Annotated in this window: 19 protein-coding genes; 9 read left to right on the top strand and 10 right to left on the bottom strand. The window is 58.7% G+C overall.

Annotated elements, in window-relative coordinates:
- Nucleotides 1-44 precede the first annotated feature (44 nt).
- From AAAT03_RS08405 to AAAT03_RS08375, 7 genes are all read right to left on the bottom strand, one after another.
- Nucleotides 45-980, bottom strand: coding sequence for a hexose kinase (locus AAAT03_RS08405; protein WP_089572382.1), 936 nt, complete (start codon nt 978-980; stop codon nt 45-47).
- A 56-nt stretch (nt 981-1036) separates the two neighbouring features.
- Complete coding sequence (locus AAAT03_RS08400) at nt 1037-1918, bottom strand: aldose 1-epimerase family protein (RefSeq protein ID WP_349103089.1); 882 nt, start codon at nt 1916-1918, stop codon at nt 1037-1039.
- Nucleotides 1919-2295: 377 nt separating this feature from the next.
- Nucleotides 2296-2820, bottom strand: coding sequence for a galactose-6-phosphate isomerase subunit LacB (gene lacB / locus AAAT03_RS08395; protein ID WP_006234831.1), 525 nt, complete (start codon nt 2818-2820; stop codon nt 2296-2298).
- 63 nt (nt 2821-2883) lie between these two features.
- Complete coding sequence (gene lacA / locus AAAT03_RS08390; protein ID WP_006234830.1) at nt 2884-3312, bottom strand: galactose-6-phosphate isomerase subunit LacA; 429 nt, start codon at nt 3310-3312, stop codon at nt 2884-2886.
- Between the two features lie 307 nt (nt 3313-3619).
- On the bottom strand, nt 3620-4600 hold the full coding sequence (locus tag AAAT03_RS08385; protein WP_349103088.1) for a hypothetical protein: 981 nt from the start codon (nt 4598-4600) through the stop codon (nt 3620-3622).
- A gap of 307 nt (nt 4601-4907) precedes the next feature.
- Nucleotides 4908-5246 (bottom strand): PTS lactose/cellobiose transporter subunit IIA, encoded by a 339-nt coding sequence (locus AAAT03_RS08380; RefSeq protein ID WP_349103086.1) that lies wholly within the window; start codon nt 5244-5246, stop codon nt 4908-4910.
- A gap of 214 nt (nt 5247-5460) precedes the next feature.
- Nucleotides 5461-6465 carry a LacI family DNA-binding transcriptional regulator gene (locus tag AAAT03_RS08375; protein WP_260699529.1) on the bottom strand — a complete coding sequence of 335 codons (1005 nt, stop codon included), beginning with the start codon at nt 6463-6465 and terminating at the stop codon, nt 5461-5463.
- A gap of 357 nt (nt 6466-6822) precedes the next feature.
- On the opposite strand from AAAT03_RS08375, the gene AAAT03_RS08370 reads away from it, so the two are divergent.
- Both AAAT03_RS08370 and lacG (AAAT03_RS08365) read left to right on the top strand, forming a co-directional pair.
- Complete coding sequence (locus AAAT03_RS08370; RefSeq protein WP_260699528.1) at nt 6823-8589, top strand: PTS transporter subunit EIIC; 1767 nt, start codon at nt 6823-6825, stop codon at nt 8587-8589.
- Nucleotides 8590-8655: 66 nt separating this feature from the next.
- Entirely contained in the window at nt 8656-10095 is a 1440-nt protein-coding gene (gene lacG / locus AAAT03_RS08365) for a 6-phospho-beta-galactosidase (protein ID WP_260699527.1), read from the top strand.
- 277 nt (nt 10096-10372) lie between these two features.
- Here lacG (AAAT03_RS08365) and AAAT03_RS08360 read toward each other — a convergent pair whose 3' ends face one another.
- Complete coding sequence (locus AAAT03_RS08360) at nt 10373-11401, bottom strand: substrate-binding domain-containing protein (RefSeq protein WP_040358938.1); 1029 nt, start codon at nt 11399-11401, stop codon at nt 10373-10375.
- A gap of 344 nt (nt 11402-11745) precedes the next feature.
- On the opposite strand from AAAT03_RS08360, the gene lacG (AAAT03_RS08355) reads away from it, so the two are divergent.
- On the top strand, nt 11746-13194 hold the full coding sequence (gene lacG / locus AAAT03_RS08355; RefSeq protein ID WP_082437840.1) for a 6-phospho-beta-galactosidase: 1449 nt from the start codon (nt 11746-11748) through the stop codon (nt 13192-13194).
- A 176-nt stretch (nt 13195-13370) separates the two neighbouring features.
- Nucleotides 13371-15131: a PTS lactose transporter subunit IIBC gene (locus AAAT03_RS08350; RefSeq protein WP_349103085.1), complete on the top strand. Its 1761-nt coding sequence runs from the start codon at nt 13371-13373 to the stop codon at nt 15129-15131.
- Between the two features lie 334 nt (nt 15132-15465).
- Here the strand turns inward: AAAT03_RS08350 and AAAT03_RS08345 are convergent, their stop codons facing one another.
- On the bottom strand, nt 15466-16446 hold the full coding sequence (locus AAAT03_RS08345; protein ID WP_349103084.1) for a LacI family DNA-binding transcriptional regulator: 981 nt from the start codon (nt 16444-16446) through the stop codon (nt 15466-15468).
- Nucleotides 16447-16752: 306 nt separating this feature from the next.
- Between AAAT03_RS08345 and AAAT03_RS08340 the strand changes: the two genes are divergently transcribed.
- The 4 genes from AAAT03_RS08340 to AAAT03_RS08325 all read left to right on the top strand — a co-directional run bounded on the left by AAAT03_RS08340 (nt 16753) and on the right by AAAT03_RS08325 (nt 20966).
- Entirely contained in the window at nt 16753-18531 is a 1779-nt protein-coding gene (locus AAAT03_RS08340) for a PTS lactose transporter subunit IIBC (protein ID WP_349103083.1), read from the top strand.
- A gap of 76 nt (nt 18532-18607) precedes the next feature.
- Nucleotides 18608-20029 (top strand): 6-phospho-beta-galactosidase, encoded by a 1422-nt coding sequence (gene lacG / locus AAAT03_RS08335; RefSeq protein ID WP_349103082.1) that lies wholly within the window; start codon nt 18608-18610, stop codon nt 20027-20029.
- 375 nt (nt 20030-20404) lie between these two features.
- Nucleotides 20405-20671 carry a type II toxin-antitoxin system Phd/YefM family antitoxin gene (locus AAAT03_RS08330; protein WP_253057311.1) on the top strand — a complete coding sequence of 89 codons (267 nt, stop codon included), beginning with the start codon at nt 20405-20407 and terminating at the stop codon, nt 20669-20671.
- Nucleotides 20661-20966: a type II toxin-antitoxin system RelE/ParE family toxin gene (locus AAAT03_RS08325; RefSeq protein WP_117583553.1), complete on the top strand. Its 306-nt coding sequence runs from the start codon at nt 20661-20663 to the stop codon at nt 20964-20966. The genes AAAT03_RS08330 and AAAT03_RS08325 overlap by 11 nt, the downstream gene beginning before the upstream one ends.
- Nucleotides 20967-21064: 98 nt before the next feature.
- Here the strand turns inward: AAAT03_RS08325 and AAAT03_RS08320 are convergent, their stop codons facing one another.
- The gene (locus tag AAAT03_RS08320) at nt 21065-21829 is read right to left on the bottom strand and encodes a DeoR/GlpR family DNA-binding transcription regulator (protein WP_349103080.1); all 765 of its coding nucleotides are present in this window, start codon (nt 21827-21829) and stop codon (nt 21065-21067) included.
- Nucleotides 21830-22035: 206 nt separating this feature from the next.
- Here AAAT03_RS08320 and AAAT03_RS08315 point away from each other — a divergent pair, with 206 nt between their 5' ends.
- Entirely contained in the window at nt 22036-23088 is a 1053-nt protein-coding gene (locus AAAT03_RS08315; protein ID WP_118081584.1) for an aldose epimerase family protein, read from the top strand.
- Nucleotides 23089-23164: the final 76 nt, after the last annotated feature.

The following is a 23164-nucleotide window of genomic DNA, read 5'->3' as shown; positions in this document are numbered from 1 at the left end:
AAGCGGGAGATTATCCACGCTCATTCTATTAGGAGTCGCAACCGCTACAACTCTACGACCTCAACGTTGTTGTAGATCTCGTCCCAGCGGTCCATGACCAGGTGGCCGGTCTTGGGATCCATGGCATTGAGCTTGCCGCAGGTATTGGCGGTCTTGAGCACCGTGACGTCGTCGGCACCAGCAGCAATGGCATGCGCAAAGCCGGCGATGGTCGAGTCGCCGGAACCCGTCGCGTTCACAGCCGCAATCGCGGGCGTCTTGGCGCGGAACGCGCGACCCTCATGGAAGCCCACCGAACCGGCAGCGCCCATCGAAACGACAACCCAGGGGATACCGGCAAAGCGGCCATCGGCGGCAAGCGCCTCGCGCAGGGCATCGACATCATCGGTCGTAAAGGACGTACCCAGCAGGCCGTTAATCTCGGTCAGGTTGGGCTTTACGAGCTCAGGCTTAGCGTCGGACTCCAGCGCGGCCTCCAGCGATGCGCCCGAAGTGTCGAGCAGCACCTTGGCGCCCGCCTCCTCGGCGATCTTCACGAGCTCGGCATAGTAACCGGCATCGACGCCACGCGGCAGCGAGCCTGAAAGCGTCACAACGTCCGCCTTCGCTGCAAGCTCGGCGAACTTGGCCGTAAAGGCCTCGAGCTCGGCCGGGGCGATCTGCGGGCCGCTCTCCAGCAGCTCGGTCTGATTGCCCTCGTGCAGGATATTCAGGCAAATGCGCGTCTCACCGGCGATGGGCACAAAGTCGTTCTTGACGCCGTCGGCATCCATAAGCTCGGCCATATAAGCACCCATGTGGCCGCCGAGCAGGCCGGTCGCGAGCACATCGTCGCCCAACTGCAGCAGCACGCGGCTCACGTTGAGACCCTTGCCGCCAGCGGTCTTTTCGGGCGTCACGCGGTTCACGTCGTCGATGATCAGCTTGTCGAGTTGATAGCGCGTATCGATCGACGGGTTCATGGTAACGGTCAGAATCATGTTGAACTCCTGTTTCCGGGGCACGACACGCGCGGCCCCAAACATACGATAGCTCGTTAAAGGATCTCGATCTCAAAACCGCGGGTGACGGTCTCCCCCGGCTTGGCAACCAGGCAGCCACGCTTGTGCTCCAGAATATCGTCCTCGTCGGAGCAGGTGGACAGGCCGCCCCACGGTTCCACGGCCACAAAGTCGCCCTCGGGCTTGCTCCACACAATCAGGTACGGCATATCGGGGAACGTCAGGCGCACGCCCTTGTCCTCGGTTTTCTTGGTCAGCGTAACCACGCGGCTGTCGAGCACGTCAAAGATGGTCTCCGCGAAGTCGAAGAGTTCGTGGGTCAGCGGCAGGTCGTGGCCGACCATCGGGTTTTTGCTGCGATGCTCGACATCAATCAAGCCCGTCGAGGGAACGGCAGTACAGAGCTCGGCGACCTCACGCTGATCAAAACGAAGCTCATAGTCGTCATAGGACTCGCCCTCGTCGAGCGGGCACTTAAAGCCGGGGTGGCCACCCACAAAAAACGGCATGTCCTCGGTACCCTCATTGGTCACCTCGTACGACACGGCCACCTTTTCCGAATCGATCGTGTAACGAGCAACAATCTTAAACGGATACGGATACTGCTCGAGCAGCTCGGCGTGGTCGGCAGAGCTTAGGCTCAGCGCAACCATGTTGTCGCCCTGCTCCTCGAGCTTCCACTCCTGCTTGCGGGCAAAGCCGTGGCGGGCAAGCTTGACCTCGCGGCCGCCCATAGTCATCGCGCGACCGTCACGAAGGCCGCCGCAGATCGGGAAGCAAATAGGTGCCTGGCCCGACCAGACCGCCGGGTCGCCCTGCCACAGGTACTCGCGACCGTTGGCCTTAATCGAAGTGAACGATCCGCCAGCCGTGCTCAGTGCCACACGAACAGAACCGTTATCAAGAACAAACTCCATAGGAGCCTTCCCTTTCGTACGCCAGCCCGCCGAGTCAGTGGGGCTGATAGAAAACCGGCCCGCGCCCCCTCACAGAAACGCGAGCCGTCAATTGAAAAGCTGCAGAATGCCGGGGGCCGTCAGGAGCGAAGCACTCAAGCTCAGCAAGCAAAAGTGTTATCGGAGCAGCTTACCGAACCGACGGCTTCGCAACAACAGGGGCAACCCCACAGGCACCCTCAACGTCAGCGAGCGGCGCTCAGGTGCCCCAGGTCGCCGCGAAAGAGGAGCGACGCGTACTTCATGTACGCGAGCGACGGTTTGAGCGGCGAGATGGGGTGCCTGGGCGCCGCGCAGCGTCGACCCGTTACGCGGTTTGGTAAAACCGCGTAACCCCACTAGTCGTGATACTCGCCGCGGTCCCACTTCTCGAGGAACTCGTCAAAGAAGTGCGGGTCGGCCTGAGCCTCGGCGTCGGCCTTATTGCAGGCGTCGATCTTGGCGATCAGGGCATCGTGCTCGGGGGTCTTCTCGTAGGGCTCCTCCAGGAAGGCAAGCATGATATCGGCCATCAGGAACTCGCCGGTGATCTTGCCGCCAAAGCCCACGATGTTGGCGTTGAGCTCGCGACGGGCATACAGGGCAGAGGTCATGTCGCGAACCAGGGCGCAGCGAGCGCCGGGGACCTTGTTGACGGCGTTGGTAATGCCGATGCCGGTGCCGCACAGGGCCACGCCAAAGTCGGCCTTGCCGCTGGCAACAGCCTCGCCCACGGCCTTACCGTAGATGGGATAGTGCGTACGGGTGTGGCTGTAGGTGCCGCAGTCGAGCACCTTGTAGCCAGCCTGCTCCAGGCGGTCGGCCAGATAGATCTTCTCGTCCGTAACGATATGGTCGCAACCGATTGCGATGGTCTTCTTCATCAGAACGTCCTTTCGTCTGAATTCACAAGTTGAGGTAGAAGTTCGAGTTCTCGGTGGCTCTCGTTAGGCCATCTTGTTGAGCATGTCGACACGGATCTGGTGACGGCCGCCGGCGTACTGGGCGCGCAGGAACTCGCGGGCGATCTTCTTGGCGACCTCGGTGCCCACAACGCCCGGGCCCATGGTGACCATGCGCGAACCGTTGTGCTCGCGGGTCATGTAAGCGGAACGCTCGTCGGAAATGTTGGCGACGACCATGCCCTTGATCTTGACGGCGGCCATATAGGAGCCGACGCCGTACTTATCGAATGCGAAGCCCTGGGAATCCTTGTGCTCCAGCAGGTCCTTGGCAACGGCGGTCGCGGAATCGACAAAGTCCGCGGCAGGGGTCTCGGAATAGTCGACGACCTCGTGACCGTCGGCGATGAGCATCTCCTTGATGGACTCCTTCATCGACATACCGTCGGCATCGGAAGCGATTACAACCCTCATGACATCCTCCTTGAGAGATACGCAGGTGCGTAGTTTCTGTTTGGAAGTGTTGAATCGCGTTCAGGTCCGGGCATCTGAACGTGCGGTTCTTCACTGTTCATGTTTATTTGAACACATTCGAACATCGGGTGCAACCATTATTTGTTTAACTTTGTTCTTTTTTGAACAAATACCGTTCACGGTTGATTGCCGACCGTTTGAGCCCGGCGCAGACGTAGCGACCATGTGTTCAACAAACAAAAGGGCGGCCGAGAACGTGTCTCGGCCGCCCTTCTTACGGTTGATCTTCCAAAGATCGCTTTGCCGCCTACTCAGACTGCCCGCTCTTCTTGGCATGTCTGGACGGAGCGCTCAAGAAACGACCCGTCAGATAGTTCGCGGGACCGGAGATATCGATCCCCAGCAGCACGTGTCCTAGCCATAGGAACGCCACGAGCACCAGTAGAGGAATCACACACGAGGTCACGATCATCACAATGACGCCTTCGATGAGGTCGGTCACCTGCTGCACGATCTCGTCGGTCATCTGCTTGGCACCACTGGTTACCGACGTAATAAGGCTCGATGCCCCATCGGTCAACTGCTCGAGCACGTTTTTGGACTCCGTGGCCTCGGATTTTTTCTTGTTCGATTTTGAGCTGGTCTCGGCTGACTTGTCCGTGGTGTCGGCTGCGTCCGCAGCCTTTTGCTCAGCTTGCTCAATACTTACGCGATACGTTTCATCGACCTTCTGCGACACCCATACGCTCGCGGGCACGAGCGCCATGCCGATCACGGCAACCACCAGCACGCGTGTCGCCACACGGCGCAGAACAGCGCTCGTGCTCCAGCGCCCGTGAATGCCGAGCGACACCGCAAAGAGCACCAACGCAGACGGGATTAAGATGCCCAGGCCAACCGACCACAAAATAGTCAGCAGATATTTCTCGAGATAGAGCACGGCAAGCACGATACCAAGGTTGCCTGAAAGCTGTGCGAGCTGCTCGGCAACCGGCGTTCCCGTATCACCAGGCAGCGCGGTAATGCCCGCAGATAGAGCAACGCATGAAGCCGTGAGCGCCAAAACGTTGCCTTTCTTTTGGTCGATAACCTCGATGGTGGAGTCCCAAGTTTTGGTATCGGCGAAATACGGACGAGCTACAAAGCCCGACAGCAACGCCAGCACCACGAGCGCAACGATGATACCGATCTGCAGCTTTTTGTTTGCGCACACGACATCGGACAGGCTGGGCTGCAACTCTGTTACCGTCGTGTGCTCGGTTATCTGGACAGGACGCCCATGAGCCATCTCGTGCGCGTCTCTTTTTTGTATTGACCCGTTATCCGGCATTTGGATACCTCCTCAGTCCGGCGTTTAATGCGAAAGGAAGTATACCCACCGAGCAAAAATCGAACGGGAGGACGAACGGAGCGCACCAAGACTGTCCCCAATGACTAGTCGTTTAAGAACGTCCCCAATGACTAGAATAGGGATTGTTTTGCGCCCGTCAGCCCCTATTCAGTCCCTATTTCACCGCAACTTGGAGGAGGACAGAAAAAGCCCTGCCGCGGTTAGCGGCAGAGCTTTTGGAAGGGGACTTGGTTGTGAGGGCTCGTTAGGCGAGCTTGGCCTCGAGCTCGGCAATGCGCTTGTAGGTATCGATGGTAAAGCGGGCCTGCTTCTCCAGGATCATAGTGGTCATGAGGGTATCCTGAGCGTGAGCCATGATGAAGGTCATCTCCATCTCGCCACCGCCGGCCTCCTGCGAAAGCAGCTTGGTCTGCGTGTCGTGGGCACCGATGAGCGCATCGCTGGCATCCTTGTGCAGCTGCTCGGCCTTCTCAAAGTCACCCTCGCGAGCAGCATCGAGCGCTGCAAGCAGATCGGTCTGGGCGTCACCTGCGTATGCGACAATCTCGAATCCAACCATCGAGATTTCTTCTTTGGTTGCCATGTTGCGTTCCTTTCACATATGAACCAATGGAGAGCATCGCGTCCGGGCATACGCGCTGCGTTGTGTATGACAGAAACAATAACATTCAAACAAAAAAGAACAGCGCAAAACGTAATTTCGAGCTATGAACGGTCACTTTTCGCCCGTGAACGGTTTTTAAACCAATTTGAACAATATCGAACACAATTAGCGGCAACCCAAACAGATCCGCGCCCTAGCGTACATCGCGCACCGTATCGCCCTCGACGAGCACGCCCGGAAACAGCATGTGCTCCACACCGGGTTCAACGCCCTCGGCGCCGGCAATCTTGTCGACCGCCCACATGCCGACGCGCTTGTTGTCAAAGCGCACCGTAGTCAGGCGACAATCGGGCACGATGTCGCCCAGACTGTCATCAACACCCACCACGCTCACGTCCTGGGGCACGCGCTTCCCGCGCGACTCGAGCCCACGGATGCAGCCATATGCCATGGCATCGTTGGAGGCATAAATGGCCGTACAGGTCGGATCGTCCGCCAGAGCCTGACCGGCAGCATACCCGCTCTGTGCCGTCCAATCGCCGCGCACGAGCTGCGGGGGCTCAATGCCATGCGCACGCAATGTCTCGCGCCAGCCTTCCTCGCGCCGCATGCCCGAAAGCGAGCGCTCGGGACACGAGATAAAGTGCACGGTTTTGTGCCCCCGCCCCAGCAAGTACTCGACCACCTGGCGCGAACAATCGAACTGGTCGTTATCGACCGTTGAACAGAGCGGGTGCTCCAACATCGTAACGAGCACCGTCTGCATGCCGGGCAGCGGCTCGAAGGTTCCAAAGTCCGCCGGCATGCGGTTCATAATCACAACCATGCCATCCACCGGCAGTGCGCTCATGCGCGACGATGCGCTCTCGAGGGTATACGGATGCCCGTCTACTTTAGTGAGGGTGATGGCATAGCCATGTTTGTCGGCCGCGGCGGCAAAGCCCTCCATACGGTCGAGATTGCCGGTGCCGGTAATGTTGAACATGGCGACGCCGACGGTCTTAAACTTACCGCGGCGCAGCGATCGACCGGCAAAATTGGGGCGATACCCCAGCTCGCGCATGGCGGCACGCACGCGTTCCTTGGTCTCGGGGCGCACGCTGGGCGAATCGTGCACGGTGCGCGAGACCGTCTGCTCCGAGACGCCCGCGAGGCGCGCTACGTCTTTGACGGATACCGATTTTTTAACAGCGGCCATAGGTCGATCTTTCTATGTCGACGATGCCATTGGTGGCACCTTGCGCAGTCATTTTTAACGCCTTCAAGTATATCCAACGCCTCCCCCACCATACGCTCACCACCCAAAACCTACCGTTCACCGACATTTTTGCTTCCCCGAACGGCTTTTGGTACCCAAATGTTAACGTTGCCATTGTGCAAACACAGAGCCACCGGGCGGCTCAAACGTTTACGCGTAAGGAATCGACGGTTCGCAGGCACAGGAACCACCGGTTCGCGTCTTTTTTTGTATCACAAAATGGCAACGTCAACATTTTGGCAACCGAACGCCAAAAGCTACCATCGTTGCTAACCCACCGACTCTTAGGAGCATTGCATGGAGCAACTCATCGCCATCATCGAAAAGGGCCAGCCCTTTTTCAACGCGATCGCCCGCAACAAGTACCTCAAGGCGATCCGCGACGGCTTTATCTCCGTCATCCCCATCATCATCTTCTCGTCCATCTTCTGCCTGGTAGCCTCGGTTCCCAACATCTGGGGTTTCTACTGGCCCGATGACATCAACAACGCCCTGTGGAAGTGCTACAACTACTCCATGGGCATCCTGGCCATCGCCTGCGCCGCCACCACGGCCAAGCACTTCGCCGACGCTCAGAACCGCGATCTGCCCAAGAACAACCAGATCAACTTCATCTCATGCATGTGCGCGGCCATCATCGGCTTCTTGCTCCTTTCGAGCGACACCATCGCCACGGACGCCGCCAGCGGCTTCAACACCACCTACCTTGGTTCCAAGGGCCTGCTGACCGCCTTCATCGCTGCGTTTGTGACCGGCATCATCTACAAGTTCTTCATTAAGCGCAACATCACCGTCAAGATGCCCGAGCAGGTTCCGCCCAACATCTCGCAGACCTTCAAGGACATCATCCCCTTCTCCGTCTGCATCACCGTCTTTTGGGTCTTTGACATCGTCTTCCGCGCTGCTTTTGGCTTCTGCTTTGCCCAAGGCGTCATCCAGGTGTTCCAGCCCCTGTTCACCGCTGCCGATGGCTACATCGGCCTCGCTGTGATCTACGGCGCCATGAGCCTGTTCTGGTTCGTGGGCGTCCACGGCCCCTCGATCGTCGAGCCCGCCATCGCCGCCGCTCTCGTTGCCAACATGACCGACAACCTAGCTGCGTTCCAGGCTGGCCAGCACGCTTCCGCTGTCCTGACCCAGGGTGCCCAGTACTTCGTCGTCTGCATGGGCGGCACCGGTGCCACGCTCGTCCTGGTCTTTATGTTCTGCTTCCTGGCCAAGTCCCAGGAGATGCGCGCCGTCGGTAAGGCCGCCATCGTCCCGGTCTGCTTTGCCGTCAACGAGCCGCTGCTGTTCGCCGCACCCATCGTGCTCAACCCCGTCTTCTTTGTCCCGTTTGTCTTTGCCCCGATCGCCAACATCTGGATCCTCAAGATCTTTATCGACTTCTTGGGCATGAACGGCTTTATGTACACCCTGCCTTGGACCGTCCCCGGCCCCATCGGCACCATCATGGGCCTGGGCTTCCAGCCGCTCGCCTTTGTGATGCTCGCCCTTATCTTGGTCGTCGACTTCGCTCTGTACTATCCGTTCTTCCGCGCCTATGACGCCCAGAAGTGCGCCGAGGAGGCCGAGATCTCCCAGGAGGAGCTCGCCGCCAAGAACGCCGAGAAGGCCGCTAAGCTCAACGATGCCTTCCAGGGCAAGGCTGACGCCAAGAGCGTTGCCGCCGGCGCTGCTGCCGAGTCCGTGAAGGCCGACGCTCCCGCCGCTGTCGCCACTGAGACAACGACCGCCAGTGACCTCAACGGCAAGCGCGTGCTCGTGCTCTGCCAGGGTGGCGGCACCTCGGGCCTGCTCGCCAACGCGCTGGCCAAGGCCGCCAAAGAGCGCGGCATCAATCTTGAGACCGCTGCCGAGGCCTATGGCAACCACGTTGACATGCTCCCCGACTTTGACCTGGTCGTCCTGGCCCCACAGGCCGCCAGTTACCTGGCCGACCTGCAGAAGGACTGCGAGCGCGTGGGCAACAAGTGCGTCGCCTGCCGTGGCAAGCAGTACATCGAGCTCTCCCAGAACGGCGATAAGTCTCTCGCCTTCGTGAGTGAACAGCTTTCGAAGTAAGTAACGCTTAGGGCCAGCCGACCATCCACAGCCGGCTGGCCCTTCGATTTAGACGATTGGATCATCATGTCCGTTAACCCTGCTAGCGTCACCAACCCGCCTGCGCAGTTTCCCGAGGACTTTGTCTTTGGCGGCGCCACCGCTGCCTACCAGGTAGAGGGTGAGACCCGCACTCACGGTAAGGGCAAGGTTGCCTGGGACGACTTCCTGGAGGCCCAGGGCCGTTTCTCCCCCGATCCCGCTTCGGACTTCTACAACCAGTACCCCGTCGATCTGGAGCTGTGCGAGGAGTTTGGCATCAACGGCATTCGCCTCTCCATCGCCTGGAGCCGCATCTTCCCCAACGGTACCGGCGAAATCAACCCCGAGGGCGTCCAGTTCTATCACGATCTCTTCGCCGAGTGCCATAAGCACCACGTTGAGCCGTTTGTCACGCTGCATCACTTCGACACGCCGCTTGCCCTCTTTGAGAAGGGCGACTTCCTCAACCGCGAGACCATCGACGCCTTTGTGAACTTTGCCACCTTCTGCTTTAAGGAGTACGCCGACCAGGTAACCTACTGGTTCACCTTTAACGAGATTTGGGCCGATGCCTCCAACACCTACATCGAGGGCACCTTCCCCGGCGGCGTCAAGGCGCATCTGGCCGAGGCCTTCCAGTGCGAGCACAACATGATGCTCGCCCACGCCAAGGCAGTACTGGCCTTCCACAACGGCGGTTTTAAGGGCAAGATCGGCGTCATCCAGTCGCTGGAGTTTAAGTATCCGCTCAACGAGAACGACCCCGCCGACATCAAAGCCGCCAACAACGAGCACGTGCTGCAGAACCAGTTCTTGCTCGACGCCACCTTCCGCGGCGACTACGCGCCCGACACCCTCGAGTGCGCCAACCGCTTGGCTGCCGTCTCGGGCGGCACCATCGAGATCCTAGACGAGGATCTGGAAATCATGCGCGAGGCCGCGCTCTACAACGACTACCTGGGCGTTAACAACTACCAGTGCCGCTTCTTGAAGGCCTACGATGGCGAGAACGACCTGCACCACAACGGTACGGGTGAGAAGGGCACTGGCCGCTGGCGCGTTAAGGGCATTGGCGAGCATGTGAACAAGCCCGGCGTCCCCACCACCGACTGGGACTGGATCATCTATCCCGAGGGCCTGTTCGATCTGCTCGTCTACATTAAGCAGCGCTACCCCAACTACAAGCAGATCTTCATCACCGAGAACGGCATGGGCTACAAGGACCCCTACAAGGACGGTTTTGTGGACGATCAGCCGCGCATCGACTACATCGAGCAGCACCTGCGCTGGTTGCTCAAGGCCATGGAGGTGGGCGTCAACGTGGGCGGCTACTTCCTGTGGAGCCTGCAGGATCAGTTTTCCTGGACCAATGGCTACAACAAGCGCTATGGCTTCTTCTACGTTGACTTTGAAACCCAGAAGCGCACGCCCAAGGCAAGCGCATACTGGTATAAGCACGTGGCGCAGACCCGTCGTCTGGACTAGCGGCTTGCGACGAGCGGTTGGCGGAGTTGCACCGCCCACATAACCTGTCCCCCATTTCTCAGCCGGGGGTGGCACGTCACACGGCGCGCCGCCCCCGGTCTTTTTGGGCGGTTCGGGGTCCGTTTGTCTCAATCTGTAACATCTAGCCGAGTTTTTGGGTCCTAGCTGTTACAGATTGAGACGAACAGGATTGCTCTTTCCGAAGAATCTAAATCTGTAACACGTAGCCCGCTTTTGACCGTCTACCTGTTACAAATCGAGACAAACGGAGTAGGACCTAACCCCGTATGTCCCTAACAGTCGAGCGTTCGACCAGCGTGCTCGGCACATGAATCGCCTCGATAGACGAGCTCTCTCCAATCGCCGCCTCAAACGCAAGCTTACCGACACCGCGCAAATCAAATCGCAGCGTCGTCAGCCGATTGTGAGGAACAAGTCCCTCGAGTGCGTCGTCGATACCAACCACGCTCACGTCGTCGGGCACGGACAGGCCCGCGTTCTCGAGCGCGGCGATAACGCCCAGCGCCATCTGGTCATTTGCCGCAAGCACGGCAGTCGGCGCCTGCGACCCGCCGGCAAGCACCTCGGCCGCAATCCGCTCGCCCATGGCGTACCCACTGTCCGCACTCCAATCGCCACGCAGCATCGGAGCGGCATCGACATGAGCACGACCCAGCGTATCGCGCCAACCGGCCTCACGAAAACGCGAGGAAATCGAGTTTTCCGGACCCGCCACAAACCGCATATTCGAGTGACCATGTTCCAGCAGATAATTGGTCAACAGCTCGCACGAACCATACTGGTCGGAGTCGATCGTCGTGCAGCGCGGATGCGCATACATGGACAGGATGACCGTTCGCACTCCCGGCTGGGGAACAAACTCCTCAAAATCGGGAGCCATGCGGTTCATGTTGAGAATCATGCCGTCGACGGGTCGCTCGACCATGCGGCGCGAGGCATCGGCAAGTGCATAGGGCTTGTCGCCGCCCATCTCGATCATAGTGACGGCAAAATCGTGCTCGCGCGCCGCTTGCATGATACCCTCGAGCGTCGCCAGGTTACCGACACGTGTGATGTTGTACATGCACAGGCCAATAGAACGATACGACCCGCCGCGCAACGCCGCTCCAGCAAAATTGGGACGAAAGCCCAGCTCTTCCATGGCGGCCAGCACACGCTTGCGCGTCTTTTCCGTCACGTTGGGCATACCGTTGACCACGCGAGACACAGTCTGGCGGCTCACGCCAGCGAGCGCCGCAACCTCTGCCGCGCTCGCCGAACGACCATTCCTTGTCTGCTGATCCATGCCTTCCACGCTAACCTGCTTCCCAACTATTCCCCGCGCCCATGGCGCATCGTACATACATTGATAACGTGCTCATGATACCCGAGCCATATACCACAACATGAAAACTTCTGTCAATCAAAACCGCTTACCGAACAAATACAACCGTTCGCGGCTGTTTGAAGTTGTTTTGTTTCTATACATCCCAGCCGGATAGTAACGTGCTCATTGTCAAATGTTCACGTGCTCATTTTGGTTCTAATCATTTTAAGATAGTGTTTATCGGGCTTTTTCACCGCTGAACGCTAATCAGGGAGCCTCCTGAGCGCAAACGCACAATATCGAACAGCGAGACGAGAGGGTGTATGCATATGTCTTTGCTAAACCGCGTACAGCAGCTGCCGAAGGGCTTTGTTTGGGGCGCCGCAACCGCCGCGTACCAAACGGAAGGTTCCACGAAGGTGGCAGGCAAGGGTAAGACCATGTGGGACGATTACCTTGTCGCCCAGGGTCGCTTTTTGCCCGACCCGGCCAGTGATTTCTACAACCGCTACGAGGAGGATATCCGCCTTTCTGCCGAGCATGGACTCAACGCCATTCGTGTGTCCATCGCCTGGACCCGCATCTTCCCCAACGGCGACGATGCCGAACCCCTCGCCGAGGGCGTTAAGCACTACCACGAGCTGTTCGCCTGCTGCAAAAAGTATGGCGTCGAGCCCTATGTGTCCCTGCATCACTTTGACTCCCCCGCCGCCCTGTTCAACCAGGGCGACTGGCTCAACCGCAAGACCGTCGACGCCTATGTGCGCTATGCCGAGTTCTGCTTCCGCGAGTTCCGCGAGGTCAAAAATTGGTTCACCATCAACGAGCTCATCAGCCTCTCGCACTCCCAATACATCCAAGGCAACTTCCCGCCCAACCATCACTTTGATGTGACGAGCGGCATCCAGAGCCAGCACAACGAGCTCGTTGCCCACGCCCGCGCCGTCAACCTGTATAAGGATCTTGACGAGACCGAGCACCTGGGCGGACGCATTGGCATGGTCAACGTCCTGACGCCGGCATATCCTGCCACAGACTCACCCGCCGACCAGCACGCCGCCGACCTGTACAACGCCTTCTACACCGACTTCATCATGGACGGCGCCTTCCTGGGTCACTACTCCGCGCGCACCCTCTCACTCATCAACGAGATTCTGCGTGCCAACAACGCCACGCTTACGGTTGAGGACAGCGACATGGAGGAGCTCGCCAAGGCGGCGCCCCGCAACGATATGTTCGGCCTCAACTACTATCAGTCGGCGTTTATCGCCGCCTACGATGGCGAGTCCACCAACAGCTTTAACGGCACCGGAGACAAGGGCACCTCGTGCTTTAAGTTTAAGGGCGTCGGGCAGCAGGTCGATATGCCGGGTATCCCCACCACCGACTGGGATTGGCTCATCTACCCGCAAGGCCTCTACGACACGCTCAAGCACATCAGCGCCACCTATCCCAACCTCCCCGTCATCTATATCACCGAAAACGGCCTGGGCCACAAGGACCCCGAGCCCGACGCAAACGGCATCGTCGCCGATCCCGAGCGCATCGACTTTGTCGACCAGCACATGGAGAAGGTGCTCCGGGCGCGCGCCGAGGGCGTCGACGTCCAGGGCTACTTTATCTGGAGCCTGCAGGACCAGTTCTCGTGGGCCAACGGCTATAACAAGCGCTACGGCCTGTTCTACATCGACTTCGACACGCAAAAACGCTACATCAAGCAGTCGGCACTCTGGTACAAGGAGCTCGCCGACACTATGGCGGACGCGCAGTAGCGCATCGCCTCGCTTTCCCCCGAGAGGGGAGCGGCCCTATGCGATACAAACCCAGCCGCTCCCCTCTCTCCCCCTGGGACCGACCCCGCCTGCACCCGGGCTTTTAGCAAGCGGGAGACCATATAGGTTTTCAACGTCCATGCCATTAAGATTTCATGCAAAGAGGAGCGTGAACTATGGAATCGATCGTTAAGTTCTTGGAGAAAGGTCAGCCGTACTTCGACAAGGTCTCTAAGAACATCTACCTTCAGGCCATTAAAGACGGCTTTTTGGCAGCAATGCCCATCATCCTGTCTTCTTCTGTCTTCCTGCTTATTTCGACCCTGCCGGGCGTTGTCGCCACGGTCGGCGGCTTTACGCTGCCCGACTGGTGGAACGTCGACGTCGTGAACTTCTGCAACAAGGTTTACAACTTCACGATGGGCGTCGTGGGCATCATGGTCGCCGGCACCACCGCAAGCGCGCTGACCGGCTCCAAGAACCGCCGCATGCCTGCCGGCAAGGCCATCAACGCCACGAGCACCATGGTCGCCGCCATGTGCGCTATGCTCATCTTGGCCGTTACCCAGACGAGTGCCAAGATCGACGGCGCCGATGTCTCGGTGTTCTTTACCGACAACATGGGCACCAAGGGCCTACTGAGCTCCTTTGTCGCCGCATTTGCCACGGTCAACATCTATGCCTTCTGCATTAAGCGAGACATCACCATCAAGCTGCCCAAAGAAGTCCCCGGCGCCATCGCCCAGAACTTCCGCGACATCTTCGCCTTCAGCTTCTCCATCCTGTTTGTCGCCGTCATCGACGTTATCTGCCGCACCTGCTTGGCCGTCCCGTTTGCCAACGTCATCTCCACGCTGGTGAGCCCGCTGTTCGCCGCTGCCGATTCCTACGCCGGCCTCGCCCTCATCTGGTTCATGATCCCGCTGTTCTGGTTCATGGGCATCCACGGCCCCTCGGTCGTTAAGCCTGCCCTCAACGCCGCGCTGTTTGGCAACATCACCACCAACCTCGCCACGCTGCAGGCCGGCGGTCACCCCGCCCTCGCCCTGACCGAGAACTTCGGTAACTACATCGGCGAACTCGGCGGCACCGGCGCCACGTTCATTGTCCCGATCATCTTCCTGCTCTTTATGCGCTCCAAGCAGCTCAAGGCCGTCGGCAAAGCCTCTGTCGTACCCGTGATGTTCGCCGTCAACGAGCCGCTGCTGTTCGCCGCGCCCATCATCCTCAACCCGTACTTCCTGATCCCGTTCCTGTTTGCCCCCGTGGCCAACGTCCTCATTGGTAAGTTCTTCATCGACTTTTTGGGCATGAACGGTTTTATCTATGCCATGCCGTGGGCACTCCCCGGACCGATCGGCACCTTCATCGACACCAACTTCCAGCCGATCTCTCTGGTCCTGGTTGTCGTCCTGCTGGTCGTTGACTTCTTGATCTACTACCCGTTCTGCAAGGCCTACGACAACGTCCTGTGCAAGCAGGAGGCCGAGACCCTGGCCGAAGAAGAGGCCGAGGAGACCAAGGCCGTCAAGACCGCTGCCGCCCCCGCCGTTGAGGCTCCTATTGTCGAGACCGCTTCTGCCACCGAGGCCTCCGCAGCTCCGTCCGCCCTTAAGGGCAAGGATCTGAGGGTTCTGGTTCTGTGCGCTGGCGCTGGCACCTCTGCACTGCTCGCCAACGCGCTTAAGGAAGGCGCCGACGAGCTGGGCATCGACATTACCGCCAACGCCGGTGCCTACGGCAGCCACTACGCCATCATGGACCAGTACAACGTCATCGTCCTGGCTCCGCAGGTTCGCACCTATTACAACGAGATGAAGGCCGACACCGACCGCCTGGGCATCACGCTGCTGTCGCCCAAGGGCAAACAGTACATCGACCTCACTAAGGATCCCAAGGGTGCCGTCGCCTGGATCGAGGAAAACCTCGAGGCATAAGACGCTGACACCACCTGCCGCTCGCAGACAATAAATGGCCCGTGCATCGATGTGTGATGCGCGGGCCATTTTGTTTAGACCGCACCCGTCCTCCTGTTCATCTCAATCTGTAACATCTAGCCGAGTTTTTCGGTCCAAGCTGTTACAGATTTAGACGAACGGGCGGCCCGGGCCGAACAATCTCGATTTGTAACATGTAGACCACTTTTGACCGTCTAGTTGTTACAGATCGAGACAAACGGAATAAGCTGGACCGAATTGTCTAAATCTGTAACATCTAGCTGAGATTTTCGGCCCTACCTATTACAGATTTAGACGAACAGGCCGAGCACGTCTACGCCCGCAGGTCCTTTACGCTGGAACGCTCGACCAACACACCCGAGACGAGCGTACGGCTTCTGGAGCTCGGGGCTTCCAAGCCCGCAACAACCTCGTTGAGTGCGCGGATGCCCAGTTCGCGGTGACGGAACTTTACCGACGTCAAAATCGAGTTAGGCATCGTCTTATAAAGCTCGTCATCAAAGCCGATCACGGACACGTCGTCAGGCACACTGAGCCCTTTGTCACGTAGAGCCATCATCACGCCGTTTGCCATGCAGTCGTTAGCAGCGAGGACCGCCGTGCAATCGGGCTTATCGGCAAGCACAAGGCCCGCGGCATAGCCACTATCCGCATTCCAATCGCCTTGCAGAGGCTCGGGCGGCTCGATGCCACGCGCCTCGAGTGCCGAACGCCAACCTTTCATACGGCACTGACTCGACAGCGACTCTTTTTTACCAGAGACGAAGTACACGTTCTTGTGCCCGCGATTTAAGAAGTACTCGCACGCCATGCGCGCGCCGCCCTCTTGGTCGTCACTGACGGTGGAGCAGGTAGGATGCTCCATCGGCGTAATAATCACCGTCTTGAGGTCTTTCGGCGCCTCAAAGGTATCAAAGTCATCGACCATCTGACGCAGGTTGAAGATCATGCCGTCGACGGGAAGCTGCGACATCCTACGCGCCGCTTCGGCAAGGGTCATCTTCTCCCCTGCGCGCTTCTTAATCATCGTGAGCGCAAAGCCGCGTTCTTCGGCGGCATCGGCGATACCGTCGATCATGTCCACGGCGCCGCCCGACAAGTGGAACATCACCACGCCGATGCACCCGTAACGGCCCAACTTGAGTGAACGCGCGGCAAAGTTCGCCCGGAACCCAAGCTCCTCCATGGCCGCATGGACCCTATCGCGCGTCGACTCTCGTACGCTATCGGGTTCATTGATCACGCGCGACACCGTCTTGAGAGAAACACCCGCGGCAACTGCCACATCATTCATTGAGACATTTTTCTTGTCCATCGTTGCCACTACTTCTCCAGTCGGTTTTGAATCGCTTGTTTTTTTGCGTTCTAGCATACACTACCTGCCCGACTGACAAATCAGCCGTTTATCGGACAATATCGACCGTTCACCTGTAAATCCTTGTTGCTCTTTCCAAAATGTCTTACGTTGTCATTAACGAAATGACAACGTTGTCATTTCGCAATGCCTTCCTTAAGCAGGAGGGTTTCCGGGCAGTCCTGACCATCCATCGACGACCAGTTCCATCCACATGCATCGCGCATCGAGCAGCAAAGGAGCTCTATGGACGCCATCGTAAAGATGCTCGAAAAGCATCAGCCGTTCTTTGAGAAGATCTCGAGGAACATCTACCTCCAGGCCATTAAGGACGGATTCCTTGGGTGCATGCCCATCGTCCTCACCTCTTCGATCTTTCTGTTGATCGCCACCCTTCCTGGCGTAGTCGGCATCACGCTGCCCCAGCCGCTCATCGACTGGTGCAATAAGCTGTACAACTTCACCATGGGCATCATGGGCATTATGGTTGCCGGCACCACCGCCAAGAACTTCACGGCATCCATGAACCGTCGCATGCCCGCCGGCAAGGTGCTCAACGACGGCTCCACCATGGTGGCCGCCCAGTGCAGCATGCTGCTGCTCGCCGTTACGCAGTTCACCACCAAGTTCAACGGCTCCGAGCTTTCGGTCTTCGACTGCACCAGCATGGGTACGCGCGGTCTGTTCTCGGCCTATATCGCCGCGTTCATTACCGTGTGGGTCTATAAGTTCTGCGTCTCGCGCGATCTGACCATTAAGCTGCCCAAGGAGGTCCCGGGGGCCATCGCTCAGAACTTCCGCGACATCATCCCCTTTGGCGGCGCCGTCATCATCTGCGGCATCATCGATGTCGTCGTGCGCAACCTCATGGGCGTTCCGTTCTCCGAGCTGCTTATCAAACTGCTCTCCCCGCTCTTTACCGCTGCAGAAACCTATCCTGGCCTTATCCTTATCCAGGCAGCCACCGCGTTCTTCTGGTTCATCGGCGTCCACGGTCCCTCGATCGTCCAGCCGGGCATCGACCCCATCCGCCTTGCCAACCAGGCCGAGAACCTGCAGGTTCTGCTGGCAGGCGGCCACCCCGCCCACTCCCTCACCTTTAACATGTCACTCGTGGGTGAGTTCGGCGGCACCGGCGCCACGTTCATCGTGCCGCTTCTGCTGATTCTCTTTATGAAGTCCAAGCAGCTCAAAGCCGTCGGTAAAGCCTCGATTGTTCCTGTTGCCTTCGCCGTCAACGAACCGCTGCTCTTTGGCGCGCCGATGATCCTTAATCCCTACATGCTCATCCCCTTTGTTGCCGCCGGTTGCGTCAACGTGAGTGTTGCCAAGTTCTTTATCGACAACGTGGGCATGAACGGCTTCTCCTTCGTGGTGCCTTGGGCTACCCCTGCCCCCATCGGCATCTTCATCACCACGAACTTCCAGCTTATCGCCCTGGTATTTGTCGCGATCATCATCTTGCTGGACGCCATCATCTACCTGCCGTTCTTAAAGGCATACGATAAGCTGCTCTGCGACCAGGAGGCCGAGCGCGCCGCCGAGCTGGGTCTCGAGTCCAATGGTGCCGCTGCCATCGCCGCCAAGCCCTCTGCGCCCGCTGTCGAGCAGGCTACCGCTTCCGTCGAGACGACTGTTGCCGCCGCCGACAGCAAGCCTGTCGCCGATCAGCCCGAGCCCGCTGCCGATGCATCCGCCAAGAAGGATGTCGATGGCCTGAAGGTCCTCGTCCTGTGCGCCGGCGCCGGCACCTCTGCCATGCTCGCCAACGCCATCAAGGAAGGTGCCGCACAGACCGGAGAGAACATCGCTTCCTCCGCAGGTGCCTATGGCCAGCACACTGCCATCATGGATCAGTACGACGTCATCGTGCTCGCCCCGCAGGTTCGTAGCTACTACAACGACATGAAGGCCGACACCGATCGCCTGGGCATTAAGCTGCTCGCTCCGCGCGGTAAGGAATATATCGACCTTACCCGTGACCCCGCTGGCGCCATCAAGTGGCTCCGCGAGAACCTCGACTAGTTACCTCCCTCTGTTGGTGCCCGAATCCCCAGTTCGGGCACCTCTCCCTATTCGTATCCCACAGAAAGGATGACTCATGACCAACCCCATGCAGTTCCCCGACGGCTTTGTGTTTGGCGGCGCCACCGCTGCTTACCAGGTTGAGGGCGAGACCCGTACGCACGGCAAGGGCAAAGTACCCTGGGACGATTTCCTGGCAGCCCAGGGTCGCTTCTCCCCCGATCCCGCAAGCGATTTCTACAACAAGTACCCGGTCGATATCGACCTGTGCCAGCGCTTCGGCATCAACGGTATCCGCGTCTCCATCGCTTGGAGCCGCATCTTCCCCAACGGTACTGGCGAGATCAACCCCGAGGGCGTCGCTTTCTATCACGAGCTTTTCGCCACCTGCAACAAAGCTGGCGTTATCCCCTATGTCACGCTCGATCACTTCGATACGCCCGAGGCCTTTTACCAGAACGGCGGCGAGGGATTCCTGACGCGCACGACAATCGACGCCTTTGTCGAGTACGCCAAGTTCTGCTTTGCCGAGTTCACCGAGATCAAGCACTGGTTTACCTTTAACGAGATTCCCGCGACCGCCGAGGGCAGCTTTATCGTCGGCAACTGGCCGCACGGCGAGAAGTATCGCCTGGACAAGGCCTTCCAGCTTATGCATAACATGATGGTGGCCCACGCCAAGGCTGTCGTCGCCTTCCATGAGGGCGGCTTTGAGGGCGAGATCGGCATTGTCCAGAACCTGGAGCCCAAGTATCCCCTCGACCCCAACAACGCCGCCGACTGCGAGGCAGCTCGCATGGCCGACGTCATCAACAACCGCTGGGTACTCGACGCCACCTTCCGCGGCCACTATGCAGCCGACACCATGGAGGCTGCGACCAAGCTGGCCCATATCGCCGGCGGCGAGCTCGACGTCCGCGACGAGGACATCGCCGCGCTGACCGCCGCGCTCCCCTACAACGATTGCCTGGGCGTCAACACCTACAAGTGCCAGTTCCTGCGTGCCGCCGAGGGCGAAAACGACATCAACCACAATGGCACCGGCGACAAGGGCTCCTCGCGCTGGTTCCTCAAGGGCGTAGGTGAGTCATGCGTGCGCGAAGGCGTACCCACCACCGATTGGGACTGGATTATCTATCCCGAGGGTCTCTACGACCTGCTGCTGCGCATTAAGAACGATTACCCCAACTACAAGAAGATCTACATCACCGAGAACGGCATGGGCTATAAGGACGACTTTGAGGACGGCTTTATCGACGACGCCCCTCGCATCGATTACATGCGCCAGCATCTCGCGTGGATCCTCAAGGCGATCGACGGCGGTGTGAACGTCGACGGCTACTTTGTGTGGTCGCTGCAGGACCAGTTCTCCTGGACCAACGGCTATAACAAGCGCTACGGCCTGTTCTACATCGACTTTGAGACCCAGAAGCGCTATCCCAAGGCAAGCGCGTACTGGTACAAGAACGTCGCGGAGACCGGCCTGCTCATGGCCTAGTTTCCGCCGCGCACCCTCTGTCTGCCGCATGCGAATCCCTCCGCGGGTTCGCATGCGGCCTTTTTGTTTTGACTCGGCCCGAGCAGGCCGTTTGTCTCGATCTGTAACATCTAGCAGGGGTTTTCGGTCCTACCTGTTACAGATCAAAACAAACGAGCGGCCCGAACTTTAAGATCTCGATCTGTAACACGTAACCGAGTATTTCGGCCCTACCTGTTACAGATCGAGACAAACGGGTAGCCCGAAGCAGAATATCTCAATCTGTAACATCGAGCCGGGTTTTCGGTCCCAGCTGTTACAGATCGAGACAATTCGGCGGCGCCGATTATTCGATACGGCATGGTACAATTGTGTCCCAACGCAAAGGAGGTACCCATGTCAGCTTGTGTGCCCGTCCGAGATATGAAGGACACTGCTGCATTCACCACGCTTGTTGAGTCTGAGCGCGACGTCACCGTAACTAAGAACGGCTACGAGGCCATGCACTGCATCAGCAGCGACCAGTATCGCCTCATGCAAGAAGAAATCGCCAAGGCAAAACTGCTGTCTCGCATGATGATGGCAGAAGACGAAATATCGCAAGGCGACTACAGCGACTACGAATCCTTCGCGGCTTCGATACGAGACAAATATGACCTATAACGTCGTAATCCTCAAAAGCGCGCGGTATGAGTACGAGAGTATTGTCGGATACCTTGCTCAAATCCTCAAGAATCCGCGTGCAGCAGGCAATTTTGTCGCTGAGTTTGAATATCAGCTTGACCTGCTTCGCGAGCAGCCTCTTTTACGTCCCCTCTCGCACATGCAAGAGCTGGCGGCACGCAATTATCGATCGTTTCCCGTCAACAACTACGTGTGCCTTTATAAGTTTGAGCACGAAACAATCTATATCGCTCACATCTTTCATCAGTCACAGGACTACGCCCGCCTGGTCTAACCCACAAGCTGAATACTTGGCCCGAGCACATTTGCGCGTCAACGTGAAGCGGTAATCCCCGCGCCGACAGGGGGCAGAAGTATCGCCTGCAGCGTTAGTTAGCAGATGACCTGCGTATGCTCCTCGATGGCGGCACGATTCTCGGCGGCGATACCCGGTTCGCACACCACGGCATCCAGGCTGTCCAAGCGACAGAAGGTGTAGAAGTCGCGCTTGCCGATCTTGCTGGAATCGGCGATCAGATAGCGTGAGTCGGCCTTGCTAAAGGCGAGCTGCTGGATACGGCCCTCGTCCATGTTGGACGTAGATACGTCGCCATCCAGAATGCCGTTGGCGCCGATAAACGCCGCGTCGATGCCCAACGCACGCAGGGTATCCTCGGCCGTTGGTCCCACAAAAGCGGCGGTGCGGCGACGGTACATACCGCCCACGAGGCACAGGTCGCAGTCTTCGCGCGCCTCGAGCAGGTTAAACACCGAAAGCGAGTTGGTCACAATGCGCAGGCGACACGCCGGCAGCATCGAGGCCATCTGTTCCACCGTAGTGCCCGTACCCAAAAAGATGGTCGAGCCCTCCTCGATAAGCTCCACAGCACGGCGCGCAATCTGCAGCTTTTCCTCGGCATGCTTAGTGCGCTTTTCGCTGTGCGAATACTCATGGCGCAACATGGCATGGGGACGTCCCTGTGCGCTACGGGCGCCACCGTGCACGCGCTCGATCTCGCCCAGGCTCGCAAGTTCTTCGAGGTCGCGGCGAATCGTCATATCCGAAACGCCCAGCGCATCCGAAATCTCCTTGACCGAAACCGTGCCCTGCTCTTCGAGCAGCTGACGAACCTTATCCTGTCGCTCTGCCTTAATCACGATGAATCCTCGCCGTTCTTTGCGCGCATATCATTCAAACAGTAACGAACAAATTGTATCAGACTCGTGCGCGTCAAAAATGAACACCCGCACAGCTCCAATCATCACTTTTTTGAGAAAAATACCCCCTGCTTTAGTGGGGTGTAGTGATAATCTCACCTGTTCGCGCTACAGTTTGTCCGAAATACCTCGATGTTAGGAACCAAATGATCACTTCCGAGCTTTTCGGCACCGCGCCGTGCGGCACCTCCGTTCATCGTTATACCCTCAACGGGCCCGAGATCTGCGTTCGCATTATGGACTATGGCGCCACCGTGCTGGGTATCGATGTGCCCGATATTCCCGGCAACGTGCGCGATGTGGTGCTGGGCTTCGATAAGCTCGAGGATTACTTTGACAACCCCGCCTGCTTTGGCGCGACCATCGGCCCCGTGGCAAACCGCACCGCGGGCGCCACGATCACCATCGACGGCACGGACTGGCACATGCCGGCCAACGAAGGCGTCAACAACCTGCACAGCGATCTTGAGCATGGTCTGCACAAGCGCGTATGGGACGTTGAGCTCGACGAGACTCACAACGCCGTGCGCATGACCACCTCGCTTAAGGATGGCGAGCTGAGCCTGCCCGGCAACCGAATCTTTACGGCTGTGTTTACCGTTACGCGCACCGGCGTCTTCCGCATCGAGTATGGTTGCGAGAGCGACCGCGCCACCTACGTGTCCATGACCAACCACACGTACTTTAACCTTGCCGGCCATAACGCCGGCATGGACTGTGAGCACTTCTTTATCGCCAACGCTGCCCACTACTTGCCCATTAACGAGCAGAACATCCCCACCGGCGAAATCGCTCCGGTCGAGGGAACACCGTTTGACTTTCGCGAGCTGCGCCCCGTCGCACCCGGCATGGAGGCCGACGACCCGCAGATTAAGCAGGCCCGTGGCTACGATCACTGCCTGTGCATCGATGGCTATCAGTACGGCCGCAACCTGCGTCGCGCCCTACATGTCGAGGAGATGTGGACCGGTCGTGAGCTGGACTACTACACCACCGCCCCGGGCGTGCAACTCTACACCGGCAACTGGCTGGGCGACGAGCACGCCAAGGACGATGCCAACTATGGCTGGGGCGCCGGCTTTGCCCTCGAGGCCGAGATGTACCCCGACACGCCGCACCAGCCGCTGTTCCCGCAGGGCATTGTGGGTCCGGGTCACCCCTACAGCAATATGATCGAATACCACTTTATGAGGCACTAGGCCCACAACGCGACATCTCGCACAGCAACGCCCGCCGGCACCACCGCCAACGGGCGCTGCTTCATGCCTAAATCCT

The sequence above is a fragment of the Collinsella sp. CLA-AA-H167 genome (genome assembly GCF_040095305.1).
Lineage (GTDB): Bacteria > Actinomycetota > Coriobacteriia > Coriobacteriales > Coriobacteriaceae > Collinsella.
This window is presented reverse-complemented; position numbering and strand designations above follow the sequence as displayed.

What these genes read in the sequence shown, in the direction of transcription:
- AAAT03_RS08400 (WP_349103089.1), bottom strand. Translation starts at nt 1,918, where the DNA reads ATGGAGTTTGTTCTTGATAACGGTTCTGTTCGTGTGGCACTGAGCACG.
- AAAT03_RS08370 (WP_260699528.1), top strand. Translation starts at nt 6,823, where the DNA reads ATGGAGCAACTCATCGCCATCATCGAAAAGGGCCAGCCCTTTTTCAAC.
- lacA (WP_006234830.1), bottom strand. Translation starts at nt 3,312, where the DNA reads ATGAGGGTTGTAATCGCTTCCGATGCCGACGGTATGTCGATGAAGGAG.
- AAAT03_RS08350 (WP_349103085.1), top strand. Translation starts at nt 13,371, where the DNA reads ATGGAATCGATCGTTAAGTTCTTGGAGAAAGGTCAGCCGTACTTCGAC.
- AAAT03_RS08330 (WP_253057311.1), top strand. Translation starts at nt 20,405, where the DNA reads ATGTCAGCTTGTGTGCCCGTCCGAGATATGAAGGACACTGCTGCATTC.
- AAAT03_RS08345 (WP_349103084.1), bottom strand. Translation starts at nt 16,446, where the DNA reads ATGAATGATGTGGCAGTTGCCGCGGGTGTTTCTCTCAAGACGGTGTCG.
- lacG (WP_082437840.1), top strand. Translation starts at nt 11,746, where the DNA reads ATGCATATGTCTTTGCTAAACCGCGTACAGCAGCTGCCGAAGGGCTTT.
- lacG (WP_349103082.1), top strand. Translation starts at nt 18,608, where the DNA reads ATGACCAACCCCATGCAGTTCCCCGACGGCTTTGTGTTTGGCGGCGCC.
- lacG (WP_260699527.1), top strand. Translation starts at nt 8,656, where the DNA reads ATGTCCGTTAACCCTGCTAGCGTCACCAACCCGCCTGCGCAGTTTCCC.
- lacB (WP_006234831.1), bottom strand. Translation starts at nt 2,820, where the DNA reads ATGAAGAAGACCATCGCAATCGGTTGCGACCATATCGTTACGGACGAG.
- AAAT03_RS08315 (WP_118081584.1), top strand. Translation starts at nt 22,036, where the DNA reads ATGATCACTTCCGAGCTTTTCGGCACCGCGCCGTGCGGCACCTCCGTT.
- AAAT03_RS08375 (WP_260699529.1), bottom strand. Translation starts at nt 6,465, where the DNA reads ATGGCCGCTGTTAAAAAATCGGTATCCGTCAAAGACGTAGCGCGCCTC.
- AAAT03_RS08405 (WP_089572382.1), bottom strand. Translation starts at nt 980, where the DNA reads ATGATTCTGACCGTTACCATGAACCCGTCGATCGATACGCGCTATCAA.
- AAAT03_RS08380 (WP_349103086.1), bottom strand. Translation starts at nt 5,246, where the DNA reads ATGGCAACCAAAGAAGAAATCTCGATGGTTGGATTCGAGATTGTCGCA.
- AAAT03_RS08385 (WP_349103088.1), bottom strand. Translation starts at nt 4,600, where the DNA reads ATGGCTCATGGGCGTCCTGTCCAGATAACCGAGCACACGACGGTAACA.
- AAAT03_RS08340 (WP_349103083.1), top strand. Translation starts at nt 16,753, where the DNA reads ATGGACGCCATCGTAAAGATGCTCGAAAAGCATCAGCCGTTCTTTGAG.
- AAAT03_RS08325 (WP_117583553.1), top strand. Translation starts at nt 20,661, where the DNA reads ATGACCTATAACGTCGTAATCCTCAAAAGCGCGCGGTATGAGTACGAG.
- AAAT03_RS08360 (WP_040358938.1), bottom strand. Translation starts at nt 11,401, where the DNA reads ATGGATCAGCAGACAAGGAATGGTCGTTCGGCGAGCGCGGCAGAGGTT.